Raw genomic sequence first — 17,817 nt, forward strand, 5'->3', positions numbered from 1 at the left:
CTTCTCCCCTAAAACGCCTCGGGCACTCCGACGCTTACTACTCAAATAGATTTAATTTCGGGCTTCTCACAGCCCAGGACGGCTTCAAACGCGGCTGCAGCGACCATGAAGCTCGGCAATTGTTGCTTTCTCAAGCTTGTTGACGGGACCGTCAACAGCGGCCACCCGATCGGCCACGTCAAGGATGTCACTCAGGTCACCTGACTCGTTGTCTAGGCGTTGCCAAACCTCGGAGGGATCGACATCGACAACGTTGGCTAGCTGTTCATCGACAACCTGATGCTGGTCCCGGACAATCCTTACCAAGTGCCGCATTAGAAGCGTCTCGTCGTCTGCGATCTTTTTGTCCGCCATAATGACGAGCCACGCGACCCACAGCATCAACTGCGGGTGGTGGGTACGCTTGCTCAGCCCCTCGGCAAGTTCGAGCACCCGCGCCTCGTTTCTGAAGACGGCCCGAGCGTGCTGGCCCGCGACCAGAGTCGTGTATCGGTTCAGCAATACCGCGAGCGGAACGCCGACGAGCGGTATTCCAATCTTGATGACATTGCGCTGCAAGAGGTGCTTCCCAACGACGGGCAGGCCTCTGGCGGCATTCAGGACTGCGCCAGAATAGAAGCGCCTGATCAATGGCCGCATGAAGGCGGGGACAGCTCTGCCTACGCTTCCGCGCACAACTTCGCCGCCCTTGATGGTGAATGACACCCGGATAAGCTTCCACATGTCATCGGGGTCGGATAGGTCGAGAGGAACCCGATATAGCACTGCGACATCGTACGCCAGTCGGAGCTGAAGCTGGGTAAGGAAGGCGACATCAACCATGACGGTTGCGACGGCGGCTGGGACAGTCGCCGGGGAGGAACCACCGAGGGTCCCCAGGGTAGCGAGAACTGTTACGGAGTAGGCGCTGGCGGAGAGCCCGCCTTCGAGGGCGGCGTATCGCGCGGCCATCTTGATGCGCTGCTCAACGACGGCGTCCGCTGGAACGCCCTCATACTTTTCCTGAAAGTACTGCCAGTTGACCTTATTCGTATAGGAACTTAAGGCCTGGGCGACGAGTTTAGTGAACCACCCACCAGACTTAATATCGTCTGGGCTCAGGCTCTTGACAAAGTCTCGCAGCTTGGCCTGCTCATCCTCGACAATCTTCCTGTCGGCCTCCTCGACTTCGAGAGCATCCTCCACGTCGACAGCGTCAGTTGGAGCTTCAGGCATGGCAAGTCCTCTCAGGCGGGTTTCGCATCGACCAGGTTACGAACCTTCGACAACCTGGCTGGCGTCTCAAAAGGGTAACCCAACGATCCGAGCATCTTTGGGTGGAGGGCCTGCCAGAGCAATTTGCAGCATCATGCAACGTCCCCAGCAGCCGCGCTACCGTCGTTCCTCGAGAAAAAGCGGATGCTCTGCAGACCGAGCGGCTAAGACACGAGGCGAAGGCACGAGGGCATGCTGCCGGACAGATATTCTTAGTCCACCATGAGCACAGTCATCGCCGCCCCAGCCGCTCCTTACCAGCGCAAGAAGACCCGCAAGTCCATCACAGTTTTGGATCTCTTCGCTGGGGCAGGTGGATTGACTCAAGGCTTCTATGCAGCCTCTCCCCGCGTCGTAACCGAGCGGGCAGTCGAGTTCGAACCTGCTGCGGCAGCTTCGTTTGCTGCGACGTTCGGTGACAAGGTGTATGCAGGGCCAATTCAGGATTGGCTTAAAAGGGAGACGGTCCCAGAAGTGGACGTCGTAATCGGTGGTCCGCCCTGCCAGGGATTTTCCCAACTGGGCAAACAGGATCCTGATGACATCAGAAACACATTGTGGCAGCCCTACGCTGAAGCCCTGGCCCGCGCAAAGCCGAAATACTTCATAGTCGAAAATGTACCTGCTTTTGGCAAATCGCAGCAGCTTCAAGACTTCCGGGACGCCACCGCTTCCGAAGGGCTCATTAAGGACTACGACTTCCAGTGGCACGTTTTGAACTCAGCTGACTACGGAGCTCCCCAGTCCCGCAAGAGAGCGATTCTAATTGGCCATCACAGGGACCTTCCCTTCCCGGGGTTCCCACTGCCGACTCACATTGGACGGCATAGAACCGTGCGGCACGCCCTCAAAGGAATCGACACTCGTGTGAGCGAAACGCTGTTGCCTCACAGGAGAACCGAGTATGCAGGCCGCATCTTCGCCGGCGCTTTCCGCACTTCTGAGCTGCACCTAGGGCGTGATTATGCCACGGAATCCCTGGAACGTTTCGGATGGATCCCAGAGGGCGGAAACCGGTTCAATCTTCCCGACAGACTCAAAGCTCCTTGCTGGTTGAATCACAACTCGGGGTCCGGCGACGTGATGGGACGACTCCATTGGGACAAGCCGTCCGTTACTGTCCGAACAGAGTTCTTCAAGCCAGAAAAAGGGCGCTATCTCCATCCCACGGAGCACCGGGCCATCACACACCTCGAGGCTGCGAAGCTGCAGGGGTTCCCGGATGATCGACTCTGGGTTGGCTCAAAAACGGCGATTGCAAAGCAGATCGGCAACGCTGTTCCCACGGCCCTCGGACAGGCCATAGCGGCCCAGTTGTTGAAAAACTTCTAGGACTTCCGGCTTACTACGCCATGGTCGGCATTAATGTCGCATCTGGATGGTAAATAATGGCGTGAAAGACTTCGGCGGAGGCCGAGAGCATTGATCTCGATGTGGGGGACGGAACCGATGATGGTTCGCGATTCATGGGCGGGTACGACTTCGCCGCTAAGCAGGTTCGTCGCGGTTGAAACGCAGAGCGCACTCAACGCTTACAGGGCTCGTCCCGACCTTGTCCGTGAACACAGCAACATTGAAGCTGCCATCTCGCAAGGGGGGTATGGTCGCAAACAGCTGAACGAGCTCATACAGAATGCGGCCGACGCGATCAAGGAACCGGGTGGCCGCATCAAGGTCGTCTTGACCCGAGACGCGCTTTACTGCGCCAACGAGGGCGAGCCTTTCACTGAGGCTGGCTTCCGGACTCTCATGCTTTCCCATTCATCAGAAAAACGCGATGATGAGATCGGTCGCTTCGGTTTGGGGTTCAAGTCGGTGATCCAGGTGACCACCGAGCCGCAGATCTTCAGTCGAAGCGGCTCAGTGTCCTGGGACCAGGAGCAAAGCCGCGACCTGCTCGGGGATTTGTATCCGGGCCTGGAGACTTACCCCATACTTCGTCTAGCCACGCCGGTGGATCCGGACATCGCGGCAGCGAAGGACAGTGTTCTAGCCGAGCTTTTCCCATGGGCTTCTACCGTCGTGAAACTACCTCTGACGGGCAGCATCACTTGGCTGTCAGAAGAAATGAAAACGTTTCCGGGAGAATTCCTTCTTTTTTCCGAGAAGATCGGGTCGCTGGAGTTCGAGGACCGCCCCCAGAATTCGTCACTTGTCTGGACCGCTGCTCGGGAGGGCAACCGAGTCACCCTAACAGACGGTGCAACCACCAGCGAGTGGCTGATTTTCAGGCAAAAACATGAAGTCAGTACTCAGGCTGCGGTAGAGGCCGGAAGCATAGTTGCTCGGCAGCAAGTCGATGTGACTTGGGCTGTGCCTGTGACCGGCAATCAGCGCGCCAAGCTCGGGCGATTCTGGAACTACTTCCCGACGCAGCACGAGACGTCGCTTCGTGGCATCGTAAACGCCGCTTTCAAAATGAACGAAGACCGCCACAGCATACTGGAGACCCTTTACAACAGGGAGATCCTGACTCGGACTCTTCCCCGGATGGTCGCGGGTGCTCTGAAAGATCTCGGTACGCCAGCCGATCCAGCCCTGTTTCTCGACATTCTGCCGTCGCGTGCAAGGGAATCGTATTCGTGGGCGGACGCTGCCATCAACAAACCCATCTTTGCTATTCTTCCATTCGTTCCATGCCTGCCCGACAGAACAGGTGTGCTCAGGCCTCCCAGCGAAGTCAAAGTCCCGCCCCTTCTTGAAGAGGCCACCCGATTAACCGCACTTTGGGATTCGTGGGTTGCCACGGACCGGCCTTGGATTCACCCATCGGCGTTGAAGGGCCTGGGCCGAGAGCCTCAGGTTATGCGCATTTTGGGGGAAGCCAGCGTCAAGCGAGCTTCCATTGAAGAGTGGTTGGAAGAAGTTGTTGCGGGCGGAGAGCTTCAGGACTACGAAAACGCCCTTCAGCTGGCTGCACTGATTGACAAGTCCTACAGCGACTATCAGCCGGCAATGCGTCGCAGTCGAATTGTGCTGATGTCGGATGGCAGCGTCCAGCCGCCAATCACGTCAAGAGTGTTCCTTCCCATGAACGCCGACGACGAGTCGGCTAGCGTGGTGTCCTACGATTTGATGCATCACGGCAACGCGAACGCTTATCTCCGCGCTCTTGATCTCCAGGCACAAGACGGCCGAGGCATCGTTAGCCGCATCGCGAGCGAGGTGGCTCAGAACTACACGGACCCAGAGCTGGCCCAGTCTCTGTGGAGACTTACTCGATCCCTTACCGTCCCAGAAAGTCTCGATGTCATCAACCAGAGAACGGACGCCACACAAATCCTGGTCCGTTGCCGCGACCACAAATGGCGTCAACTAGCCAACGTATGGCTGGCGGGAAGTCTGATCTCGCAGACCAACATCGGCGATGAGCATCTTCTGGTAGATGATCAGTACCATGCGCACGACATCGCGCTGCTGAAAAACTTAGGCGCCCGGACGTCTCTCGGGGACGCCAGAATGGTCCGTGCCGGAGGCAGCTACGACTTATGGAAAACCTGCGAGGCAAGCCGCTTGTCCGACGAAACCCGGAATGGGCCTAGCCGGCTTTCAGAAGCCGGAATACGTTTCAACCAGGCGCTGACCACGGATGGCCTTCACCTCCTAGTTGATGCCTCAGCCGCAACCAGGGCGAAAGTCACCCGAACCATTTTGGCCCGTCCGCAGTACCCAACCAAGGTTGAATTCAGCAGCGGTTTTCGGGCTCCCGAGACGATCGACGGGCCGGATCTTTGGTGGGTTAAGAACCATGGGGCTTTTGAAACCCCTCTCGGATTGGTGGACACCAAGCATTGTGTCGGCAAAGTTGATGGAATTCCCACCGACTACCTGCCTTTTCCGAGTGAAGAAGAAGCAGCCGCCTTACGTTTGCCTAGTGATCCTGGCCAGATCCAGTGGGGGTTCGTCATTTCTTTGGCCGAACAGCGTCTGCCGATGCTCCAGCTGCACGAACTCTATGGGGCTTTAGCTGTCCTCGATGTGCGTCCACCGAAGGAGCTACTCACCCCTCTTAGCGGAGGTCGAAACACACGCTATCTGGCATCGGATGTACTCCTGGCCGCCAACCTTGCGTCCCGGGACTACCTGGTGGAAACAGCCGATGTCCCAGTCCTTTACACAGGTCACCCCGATTTGGATGAGGCACTGGCCGAGAACTGGGGAGTTGAACCAGTCACAGTTGAATTCTTCACCTCGGCTCGAGCCATACCAGTTGAAGGAGAAGAGCCGAAAAGCATCAAATCGCGATTCCCATATCTCAAGCGTGCGGCCGGTGAAGTTGCCGTTCAGACTTTGTGTGTTCCCTGCGTCTCGGTGGAAGAAGTTCAAACGAACAGCTACGACTCCAGGTCGATGGCCACGCCCAGGGCGTCTTATCTTCAGGATGGGGTTCTCTACTACCGAGCTCCACAGGGCGAACAAGCGTTGCTCACAACCATTCTCGGTGCATTTGGGAGCAAACGGTCCTCGGCGCAGGTCATGCAGGCAATGCGGCAGCTGAAGAAGGACGATGAGGCTCAAGCTCGAATTGGACGTGTGAACAAGCAAAAGACCGATGCAGGCAAAGTGGCGGAGCTCGTGGGTAGGGAAACCCTCCGTGAGTTGATTCCCGAGGCTGTCATGAAGATGCTTGAAGCACGAGACCTGGAACTGACCGATGAACGCATGTTCGATATTGTCAGTAACCTCCATGGCAGCAGCTTGCTCAAGGTTCTCAAACCTGCGCTTGAAGAGGCTGGAATCGAAACGCCTGACCAATTCCGTGGAGGTCGAACGGCTCGAGAGTTTGTAAAGGAACTCGGCTTTTCCCCGGCGCTCGCCGGCGAATCCATCAAGAGGAAACCGGAACGCGAAGAATTTGTCGGACCCGTGGGTCTTAAGCCACTACACGCCTACCAAGAATCTACTAGCCGGAAAATTTGCGATCTTCTGGCTAAGCGAACTCCACATCGGCGCGGCTTGGTGCAGCTTCCGACAGGTGCCGGCAAGACCCGCGTCGCCGTCGAATCAGTGATCCGGGATATTGCCTCGACTCCCAAGGACCAGCGTCGTCTGGTCTTGTGGATTGCGCAGTCTGACGAGCTCTGTGAGCAAGCGATTGAAACCTGGACATATGTTTGGCAAGCTGCAGGTTCTCCTGGCGAACGAATGGCAGTCAGCAGGCTATGGGGCGGAAATAAAGCCGTCCGTGAGGAGACCAAACTTCACCTGGTCGTCGCGACAATCCAGACGCTTTTCAGTATCTACCAGAACAGGCGCCAGATGTACGACTGGATGTCCGATCCGGACCTCGTCATCATTGATGAGGCCCACGGAGCAACGACCACTCAGTACACGCAGGTCCTCACCTGGCTAGGCCGCTCCTACACAGAGAAGTCGCGATCGTTACTTGGGCTCTCGGCCACGCCGTATCGGGGTTCCAACGAGAAAGAGACAGAACGGCTAGTTGCACGTTTTGGCAGGAATCTCATTGAGCCAGACGAGTTCAGTGCGGAAAACGCACATGAGTACCTGCAGGGAATCGAAGTCCTGGCCAAAGTCAACCACGAGGAACTGAAGGGGATCGAACTCAGGCTGAAGGACATGCCTTCCGCTACGGATCAAGAGTCACAAAGTTCGATGCTTGAGGCAAGGATCGACCTCCAGCAAGTAGCGGACAGCACACAGCGTAACGAAGCCATCTTGGATCACATCAAGGCGTCCAAGACGAATGGACCAACGCTCGTCTTTGCCGCCTCGGTAGAGCACGCGGAGGCACTTGCGGCTGTTCTGTCGGTGGAAGGCATTCCGGCGGCCGCTATATCAGGAAAGACGGACCTTGGACACAGACGCTCAATTATCGAGGACTTCCGGAATGAAAAAATCCGGGTCCTCACTAACTTCGACGTGCTCACCCAAGGATTTGACGCGCCCAGGGTCGACGCCGTTTACGTATGCCGCCCAACCTTCTCACCGAATAAATACATCCAGATGATCGGTCGCGGTCTCCGCGGGCCGCGTAACGGCGGCAGCGAAGAAGTCTTGATTGTGAACGTCAAGGACAATCTGGACCAGTATGGACACAAATTGGCGTTCACCCAGTTCGACTATTTGTGGAGGAACGAGGCAATAAGTGCTCGCTGAAATTGAGCTCGACGAGAGTCAGCGGGCGGTAGCAGAAGCGAAGCCCGAGGACAGGCTGTTTGTCACCGCCGCGGCGGGGCAAGGCAAGACCGAGGTGCTTCTGGCCCGAGTGAAAACACTCGTAGAAGACGGTCTGAATCCGGCCGACGAGATTCTTGTGCTGAGTTTCTCAAGAGCCGCCGTCGAAGCAGTACGGAAACGTGCTCGCGTGCATGACCTGGATGGCTTGCAGATCAGGACGTTCGACTCCTTTGCCGCGCAAATACTGATCGACATGGACGAAGATACTCTCGGTGACAGCTTCGATGCGCGGATCAGGAAAGCGACGCATTACATTGCCAGCGAAGAGACGCCCGACCGCATCTTGCACTTAAAGCACATTCTGATTGATGAAGCCCAGGACCTCGTGGGAGACCGGGCGGAACTTGTCTTGGCCTTGTTCGCCGCTATAGGCGAGGACCTAGGCTTCACTGTGCTCGGGGATCCGCTGCAAGGTATATACGATTTCCAGCTGGAAGAGTCAGCCTCGCAGCTGACCTCTGGAGAGCTTATCGAGAAGCTAAAAAACGATTTTGGTGCTGAACACCAGAAACTGGCCAGACATTATCGGGCGGTCACTGACCGTACCCGGGAACTCATTTCTGTGGGTGACGAAATACGGAGCCTCGGTGAGCTCGATGAATCAGGTTCAGAGACAGCACACGGCCTTATTGACGACTTCCGAAGGCAAGTGTCCAGCACCTCGGTATTAAATGAGTCCGGGGCGCTAAGCCCGAATGCCGGCGAGACGACTGCCCTCCTCTGTTCGACAAACTACGAGGTGCTTATCGCGAGCGAACTTCTGTGGCAGAACGGCTATGCGCATCTGGTTCGCCGCAAAGCACAGGACATGAGTGTGGCGCCCTGGGTGCACCAGGTCTTCAAAGACCTCGAAGATCGAACGTACGATGCGGACGACATCAAGTCACGCCTTACCGCTCTCTTTGGCGACTCAGCAGCTGACCTATGGCTTGCGCTAAAGTCAGCTGAAGGGAATTTCACGGCTTACAATTCCTTGAACGTTCCCCAGCTGAGTCAGCGACTCCGCAGCCGTTCAATCCCCTTAACTCTGACAGTGGCAGATACTGCCAGCCTTATAGTCTCCACCGTTCACCGCGCCAAGGGTCTTGAGTTCACCAACGTCCTCTACCTGCAGCCCGAGTTTGGATCGCCGGCCGCTGAGCAGAACGAGGCAACGCTCAAGCAAAAATACGTTGCGCTGACCCGCGCTCGGGAAGAGATCATTTCCACGAAGTTGCCGAAGAAGCTGCTTCAGCGCGCCGACGGATCAACTGGACGCTGGTTGGAAAAGGCCTACGGAAAGTACGGCGCGTACAACGCCCGGATGGAGTTTCTCAACTCGGACATCGATGATGTCTCCCCTTACTACCCCGAAGACGGCGATGCCCAGGCAATCCAGGACAACCTCGTATTGGAGGACCTCTTGGGCCAGGTAGTGTCTGGCTCCCTGCAATCCGAGCCGGAGCCCGGCGAAGTGCCCCGCTATGTATTGACGACCAGTGAAGGCAAGGTTATCGGGCGAACCAGCCCATCCTTCGCGTACGCGCTGAAAAAGAACTTTGCATTCAAGACTCACCGCAGGGACGAGTGGCCCGCAGGGTTCACGGGCGCGCGCGTCACGTCCATCGAATGCGCGACCGGCCATCCGGAAGAGACGAAGCTGACGGGGTTGGGTTCCTCGGGCATGTGGTTGGTCCCCCGGCTAACCGGTTTGATCACGCGGACAAAGAACTAGGAGCAATAAGTGTCGAAATTGGATACCAAATACGCCTTCCGTCGTGAAATGGTGGACCGCCTCGAGACCGACCTTTTCGGACCGGGGGCCCCGGACGAGCTAATTACCGAACGTCCGCTCGAGCGCTATGTGACCGGCGTGCTTTGGCCGGCAGCTGACGATACCTACGTCGAAGCCCCCGATGAGCCGGAATCAGTTGCTGCAGCTTCGGGCGAGGCTTCCGTGGACAGCTCCGTCGCGAACGCCCGCCTGACGTATCCCAGCAGTGTAGGCCTTACTGTCTCCGTGGATACAAACCGTTCCATGTCCCTGACTGTCACCCCAACAGCTGCGCGCTATACGCCAATAGCTACTGTCCGGGAGAGTGGCAGCAAACGGCGTGACACTTATGATTGGCAGCGAACTGCCGCTGATTTGCCCGAGATCGAGGTAGATCTTGCTGCACCTGGACCTCAGCGTCACCTGCTTGAGGGCGGCGCCCTGGAGCTGTATGCCTTGGTGCGTGCCCCGGAAGATGCTGTTGTTACTGTCACCGTTGTTCTTCGAAACACGCAACCCAAGCCGGACCCGACCTCCGACAAGGATGTGGCGTGCTGGTTCCAGGCCGGCGTATCAGTCCACACGCCAGTCCCGGCGTTGGTAGACCGTTCCAAGCTCCGCACTAACGTCCCGTCCGACCCCGACTTGGCGTCCTCGGAGCTTCTCTACCGCAATCACATGGTCTTCGGGGCAGGCCACGGGTGCGCAATCGAAGTACAAGAGGCCGACGTCGACGGGCGGCTTTGTCAACGAGTCTCGTCAACATTTGTCCCCCGGCAAGACGTCCACAGATCCATGGCTGGAGGCAGTGCCGCCAATCTGTCGCTGCCATTCATGGCATCAGCATCTCGCGACGAAGTCGTTGCCGAACTCAACCGCCTCGCACAGGACTACTCGTCCTGGATCGCGGCATCCACTGCATCTGCAACACAGGACGGTCCGGCGTACGTGCCACCCCACCTGCGCGGGGTCGCGGACGAACACATGAAGCAGGCGGGGATCGCCCACAGTCGCATCAAGGCTGGTATCCGATTGCTCGCTGAGGATACAAAAGCCTTCGAGGCGTTTCAGCTGGCGAACAAAGCGATGCACATGCAGCGTTCCCGGCAGGACTGGGTACGAAAAGGAGCCAAGGGCGATTTCAGACTTGGCGAGCAGGGTTGGCGCCCGTTCCAGATCGCTTTCATCCTCATCAATCTGCCGTCGCTAACGGACGACCAACACGAGGAAAGGGACATAGCCGATCTCCTTTGGTTTCCCACCGGTGGTGGAAAAACCGAAGCGTATCTCGGGCTTATCGCCTACCTCCTACTTCTTCGACGGCTTCGGGACAACAACGTTCGCGGCGTTGCTGTGATCATGCGCTACACGCTGCGACTTCTGACCATTCAACAGTTCGAGCGCGCCGCTATGCTCATCTGCTCCCTGGAATCCGTGCGGCTGGGCAACGAGAATCGTCTTGGAGACGCACCATTCAGCATCGGCCTCTGGGTCGGCGGAGGCGCCACCCCGAACGACATTGCGACTGCGAGGACGAACCTCGGAAAGCTCAGGAACAATCAGGAAGTCATCGAGGGCAACCCCAAACAGATAGAAGCATGCCCTTGGTGTGGCACCCGCCTCACAGTCGACGACTACCGGATCACCAAAGTACCGACAGATCGCATGACTGTGACGTGCTCCAATCGCTCATGCGACTTCGCTGGCGGCCTTCCAGTTCATATAGTCGACACGGATGTCTATAGGGAACGCCCAGAGCTCGTGATCGGCACTGTAGACAAGTTCGCCGGCATGTCCTGGCGGGGCGACATTGCAACGCTTTTTGGGCGCCTCTCCCCCACTGATCTGGGCCCGGACCTGATCATCCAGGATGAGCTGCACCTTATTTCCGGACCCCTGGGTTCCACGGTGGGCTTATTTGAAACTGCTGTTGATTTGGCCGCCAGTGGCGTCGGGCGTGAAGGGGGCTCAGAAGCCAGAAAGCCAAAGATCGTTGCCTCCACGGCTACGATTCGAAGGGCTCAGGACCAGATTCGGTCCGTCTTCAACCGTCAATCCAGCCTGTTCCCGCCCCCCGGACTCGATCCTGACGACTCCTTCTTTGCCCAGAAGGCCCCCTCTGACCAATTCGGGACACGCCAATACGTTGGAGTGCTCGCGTCCGGCACCAGTCATGCGACGCTCATGGTCCGCACCTACGCCTCGTTGTTGCACTCGGCCAACCTTATCGAGGCGGTAACAGCGGAAGACCGCGACCCTTACTGGACGCTCATGGGGTACTTCAATAGTCTCCGTGTCCTTGGCTCCGCTTACCTTCAGGTATACGACGACGTCCGGGCCCGCCTCAATCTGTTGGCGAAACGCGACGGCAGGCTGGAGGGGCGTGGAGTTCAATTGAGTGAGCTGACAAGCCGCGTGGAGAACCACAAAATTCCAGAGGCGCTCAAGTCATTGGAGAAGAGCTTGATGAGTAGCCAGGTACCTGAAGACGTCGTATTAGCCACGAACATGATCTCAGTTGGCCTGGACGTCGACCGCCTGGGTCTTATGGCAGTCATGGGACAGCCTCAGTCAAGCGCTGAGTACATTCAGGCCACGAGCCGCGTCGGGCGACAGCACCCGGGCTTGGTGGTAACCATATTCAACGCAGCGCGCACACGGGACCGCTCACACTACGAATCCTTCAACGACTTTCATGGAGCCCTTTATCGAGCCGTTGAAGCGACCAGCGCGACGCCGTTTGCAGCGAGATCGAGGGATCGCGGTCTCCACGCAGTCCTAGTATCCGCCTTGAGGATGCTTGTGCCCGACCTCCGGACTAGTGCTGGGGATGTACGGAACGAATCACAGACAGTTGACCAAATCCTGTCCCTCGTTGGGAACCGAGTCGCAGAAATCGACAAGTGTTTGGACCAGGATGAGGCACCAGCCACGCGCGACGAGCTGGAGCGGCTTCTCAACATATGGCGGAAAGCGGCCCTTGCTGATGCTGATCTGCCTTACGAGGGCAAGCGGAATTCGCCGCGTTCGCTGCTCATCGATTCCAGCAAAGCCCTTGAAGATCCCGATTTCGTCTACAGCACAAGCACCATTCCGTGGCCAACGCCCCGCAGCATGCGCGATGTTGACGCAGAAACCGCTCTCCGGCCGGCCCCAATGAGGAAGGATGCCACCCTTGGCTAAGAAGACCTATGCCGCTCGGCGCAGTCAGTTGATCTCCACGTTCGGAGTCGGCAGCCTGTTCCCTGCCGAAAACAACAGCTTCATGATCACCAGCATTGATCAGTGGGACCGGAAGCATTTGAAGCCAGTCAGTGAGCCACGTCTGGCCAGAAGCTTGAGGGTGTCTGAGCTTCTGCTTCCACCGGCAGGAGCCCGCGGGAAGATCCCGGTAGTTCGTTTCCCGCAGATGCTTGTTTGTCCGAACTGCAACCGCCTCGGGAGGGTCCAGCAGTTGCAGGCGTCCTACGAGGATCCCAAGTGTGGCCTATGTAAGTCGCTGGCACCACTAACTCCATCGCGATTCGTCGTCGCATGCGAGGACGGACACATCGACGACTTTCCCTATTCTTATTGGGTTCACGGCTTCACTCCGACAGAGGATGCCAACCACTTGCTCTCGCTTGCCTCGGAAGGCCGGACATCATCCCTGGCCGACATGGTGGTCCGGTGTTCATGCGGAAAATCCCGGACAATGGCCGACGCCTTCAACTCCATCGCCTTGAAGGAGATGAAATGCCAGGGGAACCGGCCGTGGCTCGGCTGGGGATACCGGGAGCGTGAATGCGGTAAACCTCCAAAGACGGTGCAGCGTGGTGCTTCTAACGTCTGGTTTCCAGTAGTCAGATCTGCAATTTCGATTCCGCCGTATTCGGAGTTTCTGGCGAAGGTCGTGACGTCGAAGGCTTCACAGCTCAGCCAACCACAGGCTCTTGAACCGGCGTCCGCGTGGGTTTTGGAGGGCGTTGTTCAGGAGTTTGATGGGCGGTTCTCTATTGACGAGCTGCGGGCGGAAATCAGACGCCAGTTCCACGGCAGTGAAGAGACAGAGCTCTCCGAAGACCAACTTCGTGAGCAAGAGTTCCTTGCGCTGATGAACGGCCGGAAGGACAGCCCGGACACGGACTTTGTCGCTGAGAAAGTAGCCGTACCGACCGCCCACCAGCACTGGATCAAGGCCACACGAAAAATCACCAGGCTAAGGGAGGTACGGGCACTCTACGGGTTCAGCCGCCTCCAACCGCGAGGCGAGGACAAGCCCGACGCAAAGCTGTCACCGCTCTCCCCTGACGACAACCGGCAGAACTGGCTGCCAGCAATCGAGACGCTCGGCGAGGGACTCTTCGTAGCCCTGGACAGGTCACAGGTTGAAGCGTGGGCAAAAACTGACTTCGCCGCAAGCCGGGAAAATACTTTGTGGATCAACGCCAAGCGTGCAGCGAAGCAGCGGGGATTGGAACCCGCCCCTGTGAGCATCGTGGAGACCCTGGTCCACACGCTGTCCCACATCATCATCGACCAGCTTTCTCTCGACGCAGGCTACCCGGCATCTTCAATCCGGGAACGTCTCTATGTGGGTCAGGATCAGGTCGGAGTGCTTCTTTACACGGCCTCATCGGACTCGGCCGGCAGCCTGGGTGGTATCGCAGCGCAGGCGAGCCCGAAGCGGCTTGGTCCTGCACTGGATGAAGGCTTGTTCCGTACATCGTGGTGCTCGGCCGACCCTGTCTGCATCGAGTCGCGAGGATCAGGAACTGACGCGCGAAACCTTGCAGCCTGCCATTGCTGCGTCCTCGTCCCGGAAACTAGCTGCGAGCTGTTCAATTCCAATTTGGACCGGGGCACACTATTCGGCGTGCACGGGCAGATTGGGCTCGGTTTTCTTGAATGGGCACAGTTGAATCCTCTAGGGACGCTTGGCGTCGAGGCTTCAGGGAAATCCTCCGTTGCCGAAGACTTGGGCATTCCGGAAAGCATCCGGCAGAGCGCCTGGCTGACCGTCTTTGCCGAATCCGGTCACGATTTGAAGGAACTGATCCCCGAACTTGTAGAAGTCGAGGTAGAGCTCGGAGACTGGGGGGCAGACATCGGCCCAGACAATCAGTGGCAGGTAGATCTGTTGTGGCCTTCCTCCCGAGTGGCAGTACTCGTGGACCGCGACGACGAACGGGACGACTGGCTCGCGGAGCAGGGGTGGACCACTTATCACACGAAGGACTTCGCGCCTTCTGATCTCGCGGACAAGCTGGCGGACAAGGTCTATTAGGGCCTGATGGGTGGGGGTCGGGGGTCCGACCCCCCACCCATCTCGCAGTAGTTCTAATCCAGGAAGTACTCATAGCTCAAGGGCACGAGGTTTTCGGGCGACGGCGTCCAGTCGGGATAAACACTCATCAGCCCGTCCGCGGTAGTGATCTTGCCATCCAGATGGCGCTCCCATTGAATCTCCGCAACCACAACTAAGTCTGTTTGGGCGAACTCGTTGGCATTTGTCACCTCATTGCGGGTGAGGATGACCTTCTCAACGTGACCTTGAGAGCCCTTCACTTCGACGCGACGAACTTCGTCCCCGCGCACTGCTTCGAGGTCATAGGACCGAAAGGCTCCGACATCCTCGACGGCGTAACCCGCAGCTTCGTAATGAATGATCGCCTGCCGCACGGCCTGCACCTCGATGGCTTTCTTAAGGACCGGATCCGCGCAGAAGCCAGCGTACCGCTGGCGCACACCGTTTTGCCCACTCACAGGAGGTGCAACGAGAGGCCGGTCAAAGCCACCCCAATCGCTGTCCGGCAGTAGGTCCGGCGCGGCGTGGATGACCTCCGCCGGAAGCTTGAACAGATACCCCTGGTTGGGCTTCAGCCCGCTTGTCGGGTGCTCCTGAAACGGGAAATAGATGGTGAATTTGCCGCGCCCGGAGTAATCACGTTCAAGTTCGCTTTTGATGCCAAGAATGTCGGACTGATGATCTGCACGGAGATCAGTCAGGAGATATGGGCGAGGCAGGGGCGTGTAATCCGTCAGGGGAATCGTGTTTGCAGGTTTTCCATACCAATCGCCCGCGCGGGGCTGAAGCTCCCCCGCTACGATCGACGCGCCGTACATACCGGATTTGAAGCGCATCGGGTTGTTCTTGCCCACCCAATGGAGAACAACATCTCCAACGCGAACATCCCGCATCAAGTCATAACGCGGTGTATCGGGTGCAATGAGCTCGCTCCCCCATGTGTCCACATTGACCAGTTCCATCCAGTACCGCTGTTTAGCGTCTCCGTCCCACCATCGGGACTTCGTCGCTGTCGCTCCTGTCGCCATTTCTCCCCCAATCACCGTTGATGTATTGAAACTACTTTGTACCAAGCAGCTCTGACGGTTTGCCGCTCCACGACACAACAAGCCCGTCCCGCGCCCTGGTAGCAGCCACGTAAAGGAGCGAACGCTCGCGCAGAAGTGCATCCGCTTGTTCGGCTGGAGCGAGATTCTGCAGCTGGTACGCGGCCGGCATCGACTGATCCGACATACCGAACAGAACAACCCGGGTGAACTCCATGCCCTTTGAGCGGTGCATCGTCATTACAGACGGGACGTCTGAGACAGAAGCAGATCCGGCAATACGCGCCTCTAGTCCCCGTTCGTTAAGTCCGTTGATTACCTTGCCGATCTGGAAGTTCGCGCGAACCAGGATGCCAACAGTTTCGAGCGGCACGCCTTCCTCCTGCCATGCCCGCAGCGTCTGGGCGAGGTTGTCCAGCTCCTCCACATAGGACGTTGCCGCGTGCTCCTGCGGCTTCGGTCCCACACGGGAAGAGGTATATCCGTGGACGGATTCATCGGTGCCCTCGATGTCCGTGACCGGAACACCCATCAGCAGTCCGACGGCGTACGCCAGGTTCTGCTGTGTGGTGCGGTAGTTTAGGGTCAGCCGCCGAGACCTGCCGACGATTCCGATGCCAAAACGGGACAGCGGCACCTTCTGTCCGTAGATGCGTTGGTGCGAGTCCTCGGCAATGAACAGGTCGTCAGGACCCTGCTGAACCAGTTCCCGAAGGAAGAGCCAGTGGCCTGCATGCAGGTCCTGGGCCTCGTCGATAAGAACGTGGTCCACCATCCGCGTCATGCCATTCTTACTACGTTGCCGGAGCACCAACGCTGCGAGGTGTGCCATCTCGACAAAGGAGGCATGCATGTCGATCCGGTTGTAGTACCTGTAGCCCTCGATGATCTTCCATACGGCCAGCCTTTTGGCTCGGTTCAGCGCGGTACCGCGACCTGCACGGGGAACCTTAAGATACTCGTCCTTGCCCGTGATGAAGTTCGGCAGCACAACGGTCTCGTACTCCTGCTGGAGGAACGTGGGATTGGCGAGCTCGGGCTCCAGTTCATGTTCCACATCACCTAGCGCGGATTCCCATTGTTGGCGGGCTCGATCGGCATCCAACATCTTTCCGGGAGCTGAAGCCTCAAGGCCAAAAAGATCCTTCATCGACTGCCGCTGCTCTGCCTCAGTGGCGGCGCGAAAGACCTTGTTGACAAGCGAATCCACGCCAGCGACGTGGATACCCGACTCACCAGGTTTGGATGCACGAGGGAGGTCGGCGTCGAGTTTGGCTAGTCCGGTCTCAAGCGACTCAGCAAGGGTGGTGGTATACGTTGTCAGCACTATGCGAGAAGAAGGCTCGGCGAGAGCAAGCGCCCGTGCCCGGTGCAGCAGCACAACAGTTTTGCCTGTGCCGGCGCCGCCCGAGAGCCTGAAGGATCCGCTGTAGCGCCGTTCAGCGTAGATACGCTGTTCAGGGTGAAGGAAGGTACGCCAGGAGTCGAAGTCGCCGCCTTCGATGACCTTCTTCAATTCTTCGGAGTTGTCCCCCACAAAGGTGAACTGCATCTTTGTTGCCGGATGCTCCAGCGCCCGCTTGATCTTGTCCTCTTCAGACTCTTCTGGGTTGTCGACGTAGCGGCTAAGGGCTAGCTTGTCTTGAACATCCGAGACAGACGTACCCGCGGCAAGCTCCAGCAACGCTGTGGCCTGCCACTCCGGGGCATCACCCAGTACATCCAGAAGCTCCTCATCAGATGAAGCAGCGAAGGCTCTGCTCACGAGATCGGCAGCGAGACCAAGGTTTGCCACCAACTCGCCCTGATCCATTCCGCACGCTGCGAGCGGGTTCGTCCAGAGCTGTGGTAATTCGGGCTCTACCTCCTCCTCGGGAGCCTCCGGCTCAACCACCTCGACTGGCTCATCGACGACGGCCTCGGGCGGCGGCCCACCGGCAGCCGGAGTTGATGACCGCACCACTTCGAGGACACCGTTGACAGAGTTCACCTGCAGCACGCTAGACCGGGCGATGTCGATTGCCTGGTCGTGGGGCCATGCACCGTAGTAGAAGTAATGCGGGATGTTCTCGAAAGCAACTTTGAACAGCACGGCGCGGTAGTTCAAATCGATACGGCCCGTGCGGACGCGAGGGTCGGCAGGCGTATGCATCGGTTCGATGTGGAGGCCCGGTGCAGTGTCATCTCTCTGCAACTTTTCAAAGAAGGAGTAGACCTTGGCCTTCATTGCGCCGTCGATCTTGTCCTTCTGCTTGATCCATGTCACCAGTGCCACG

8 protein-coding genes are annotated in these 17,817 nt (G+C 58.0%); 5 read left to right on the forward strand and 3 right to left on the reverse strand.

Features of this window, described 5'->3' with window-relative positions:
• Window positions 1–84 precede the first annotated feature (84 nt).
• Window positions 85–1,215: a hypothetical protein gene (locus AC5RUQ_RS12270; RefSeq protein WP_493947584.1), complete on the reverse strand. Its 1,131-nt coding sequence runs from the start codon at window positions 1,213–1,215 to the stop codon at window positions 85–87.
• A 261-nt stretch (window positions 1,216–1,476) separates the two neighbouring features.
• On the opposite strand from AC5RUQ_RS12270, the gene AC5RUQ_RS12275 reads away from it, so the two are divergent.
• The 5 genes from AC5RUQ_RS12275 (at window position 1,477) to drmB (ending at window position 14,474) form a co-directional block, all read left to right on the forward strand.
• Window positions 1,477–2,586: a DNA cytosine methyltransferase gene (locus tag AC5RUQ_RS12275; protein WP_493947585.1), complete on the forward strand. Its 1,110-nt coding sequence runs from the start codon at window positions 1,477–1,479 to the stop codon at window positions 2,584–2,586.
• Window positions 2,587–2,703: 117 nt separating this feature from the next.
• A complete protein-coding gene (locus AC5RUQ_RS12280; protein WP_493947586.1) occupies window positions 2,704–7,374 on the forward strand; it encodes a DEAD/DEAH box helicase in 4,671 nt (1,556 codons plus the stop codon).
• Window positions 7,364–9,169 carry a UvrD-helicase domain-containing protein gene (locus AC5RUQ_RS12285; protein ID WP_493947587.1) on the forward strand — a complete coding sequence of 602 codons (1,806 nt, stop codon included), beginning with the start codon at window positions 7,364–7,366 and terminating at the stop codon, window positions 9,167–9,169. The genes AC5RUQ_RS12280 and AC5RUQ_RS12285 overlap by 11 nt, the downstream gene beginning before the upstream one ends.
• A gap of 9 nt (window positions 9,170–9,178) precedes the next feature.
• A complete protein-coding gene (locus AC5RUQ_RS12290; RefSeq protein WP_493947588.1) occupies window positions 9,179–12,391 on the forward strand; it encodes a helicase-related protein in 3,213 nt (1,070 codons plus the stop codon).
• Entirely contained in the window at window positions 12,384–14,474 is a 2,091-nt protein-coding gene (gene drmB / locus AC5RUQ_RS12295) for a DrmB family protein (protein WP_493947589.1), read from the forward strand. The genes AC5RUQ_RS12290 and drmB overlap by 8 nt, the downstream gene beginning before the upstream one ends.
• 53 nt (window positions 14,475–14,527) lie before the next feature.
• Here drmB and AC5RUQ_RS12300 read toward each other — a convergent pair whose 3' ends face one another.
• Window positions 14,528–15,457: a protein NO VEIN domain-containing protein gene (locus tag AC5RUQ_RS12300; RefSeq protein WP_493947590.1), complete on the reverse strand. Its 930-nt coding sequence runs from the start codon at window positions 15,455–15,457 to the stop codon at window positions 14,528–14,530.
• A gap of 97 nt (window positions 15,458–15,554) precedes the next feature.
• Window positions 15,555–17,816, reverse strand: a complete 2,262-nt coding sequence (locus AC5RUQ_RS12305; protein WP_493947591.1) for a 3'-5' exonuclease — start codon at window positions 17,814–17,816, stop codon at window positions 15,555–15,557.
• Window position 17,817: the final 1 nt, after the last annotated feature.

The sequence above is a fragment of the Arthrobacter sp. MDT2-3 genome (genome assembly GCF_059090465.1).